2 protein-coding genes are annotated in these 2,731 nt (G+C 73.1%); one reads left to right on the forward strand and one right to left on the reverse strand.

The genetic code is table 11. From position 1 onward, the window contains the following. Window positions 1-1,633, forward strand: a 1,633-nt coding sequence (gene sucB, locus I5G_RS08935; RefSeq protein ID WP_022878754.1) for a 2-oxoglutarate dehydrogenase, E2 component, dihydrolipoamide succinyltransferase, incomplete at its 5' end; no start/stop codon positions are given. Between the two features lie 17 nt (window positions 1,634-1,650). On the opposite strand, the gene I5G_RS25840 is transcribed toward sucB, so the two are convergent. Continuing rightward, the coding region (locus I5G_RS25840) for a hypothetical protein (protein ID WP_036327213.1) at window positions 1,651-2,731 on the reverse strand (1,081 nt) is incomplete at its 5' end.

Below are 2,731 nucleotides of genomic sequence, written 5' to 3' on the forward strand. Positions count from 1 at the left end.
CCAGGAGGACGAAGGTCTCTTGGAGATCTCGACCGACAAGGTCGACACCGAAATCCCCTCGCCCGTCTCGGGCGTGATCGAGGAGATCCTCGTCCAGGAAGACGAGACCGTCGAGGTCGGCGCCATCCTCGCCAAGATCGGCGACGGCTCGGGTGCAGCTCCCGCGGACGACGCTCCCGCGGCCGCCGCCGCCGAAGAGACGCCCGCGCCCGCCGAAGAGGCCGCGCCCGCCGAGGAGGCGGCGCCCGCCGCCCCGGCCGAGCAGCCCGCGGCTCCCGCCGCGTCGAGCGACGCGACCGAGGTCAAGCTCCCCGAACTCGGCGAGAGCGTCACCGAGGGCACCATCACCCGGTGGCTGAAGGCCGTCGGCGACGACGTCGCGGTCGACGAGCCGCTCCTCGAGATCTCGACCGACAAGGTCGACACCGAGATCCCCTCGCCCGTCGCGGGCACCCTGCAGGAGATCCTCGTCCAGGAGGACGAGACGGTCGCCGTGGGCTCCGCGCTCGCCCGCATCGGCAGCGGAGCGGCCGCCCCCGCGCAGGCGCAGCCCGCCCCGGCCATCGAGCCCGAGCCGATCCAGCAGCCCCAGCCCTCCGAGGTGCAGGAGCAGCCCGCCGCCCCCGCCGCGGAAGAGAAGCCCGCCGCTCCGGCGCCGCAGGCCCCCGCTCCGGCGCCTGCCCCGGCGGCCGCTCCCGCCTCGAGCGGTGACGAGATCACTTACGTCACGCCGCTCGTGCGTCGCCTCGCTCAGCAGCAGGGCGTCGACCTCTCGACCGTCAGCGGCAGCGGCGTCGGTGGTCGCATCCGCAAGGAAGACGTCCTGAAGGCCGCCGAGGCCGCGAAGGCGGCTCCGGCCGCGTCCGCCGCTCCGGCCGCTGCGCCGCGGCTCCCCGCCGCGCCGGTCGAGGTCTCGCCGCTGCGGGGAACCACGCAGAAGATGACGCGTCTGCGCAAGGTCATCGCGGAGCGCGCCGTCGCTTCGATGCAGGCCACGGCGCAGCTGACCACCGTGGTCGAGGTCGACGTGACCAAGGTCGCGGCTCTGCGCGACCGTGTGAAGGGCGAGTTCCAGCAGAAGACGGGCGACAAGCTGTCGTTCCTCCCCTTCTTCGCCCTCGCCGCCGTCGAGGCGCTGAAGACGTACCCGATCATCAACTCCACGGTCGAGGGCGACGAGATCGTCTACCCGGCGCACGAGAACGTCTCGATCGCGGTCGACACCGAGCGGGGCCTTCTCACGCCGGTTGTGAAGGATGCGGGCGAGAAGAACATCGCCCAGCTCGCGCGCGAGATCGCCGATCTGGCGGCGCGCACCCGCGACAACAAGCTGAAGCCCGACGAGCTCGCGGGCGGCACGTTCACGCTGACCAACACCGGTTCGCGTGGCGCGCTGTTCGACACCCCGATCGTCTTCCTGCCGCAGTCGGCCATCCTCGGCCTCGGTGCGGTCGTGAAGAAGCCCGGCGTGGTCTCGGTCGACGGCAAGGACGCGATCTCGGTCCGCTCGTACGTCTACCTCGCGCTGTCGTACGACCACCGCATCATCGATGGTGCCGATGCCGCCCGCTTCCTCGGTGCGGTCAAGGCTCGCCTCGAGGCCGCGGCGTTCGAGGGCGACCTCGGGATCTGATCCCCGCCGACACCGGCTCATGATGGCTGGTCCGCAACGTCTCTGACGGAGCGGACCAGCCATCGGTCTTGTCCCCGGACGAGGGTGACGTACTGAGCCCGCTCCCCGTCGGTGAGTCGGACGACGGCGAGCCCGCCGAAGTCGTCGATCACGTCGAGTCGGGCGTTTCGCGGATCCAGCGGTGCGGGTTCCGCAAGGTCGGCCGGAGCTTCGCGAAGCGGAGCCGCACACACGTCGTCCGTGCAGGCGGCGAGCGAGGACAGCACGGCGGATGCCGCGGAGGCGAGGTCGCCGGACGTCGTCTCGGACGCGCCGCCCGGTGCGGTGTCGGAGGCTTGCGGCGCCACCCCATCGCGCGAGGCCGTGGCAGGTCCTGACTCCGCCGCGCTGCTCGAGGAGTCCGTCGGCTCCGCAGTCGGAGTCGCACGAGAGGACACGGCTCCGTTCTGCTCCCTGCGGTCGGCCCCCGCCCCCGGCGTCTCCCCGCCGGGCGCCGCGGCAGCCGCAGGCTCGCCGAACGACGCAGCAGCCCCAGGCTCGCCCGACGGCGTCGTCACCATCATCGCGACCACCACGACGACCACGGCGGCCCCGACTCCGGCGAACAGCACCCGCGGCCGCACACGTCCGAGGGCGGCACGCACTGCCGCGAGGAACGGCGGGGGCTCGGCATCCGATCCGCTGACGTTCGGCGGCGGCGTGCTGTCGGGCATGGCCGGGCTCAGCGGTCCGAGGACGATCGGCTGCGGCTCGATGACGGCGAGCAGGCGCCGCTCGAGGGTGTCCCACGTCGGCGGCGGGTCGGTGAGCAGAGCGTCGCGCAGGCGAGCGAACCCGGGGCGCACGTCGGGCGGTACGAGTGACGCGAGGTCGTCCAGGACGGCGACGCTCGCCTCGAGGACGTCGTCACCGCCGGGCTCGTCCACGAGGACGGGTCGTCCCTCGGCGGTGATCCGCCACTGGGCGCCCGCGGCACGGGAGGGAGCCGCCGCACGCCCCCGCACGACCGCGACCGCGAGAGTCGCGGCCTCCCCCGCGGTCAGCGGGAGCGCACTCCGTCGTCGTCGGTGGAGATAGCCGACGACGGTGTCGATCGTG

The sequence above is a fragment of the Microbacterium sp. B19 genome (assembly GCF_000333395.1).
Classification (GTDB): domain Bacteria; phylum Actinomycetota; class Actinomycetes; order Actinomycetales; family Microbacteriaceae; genus Microbacterium.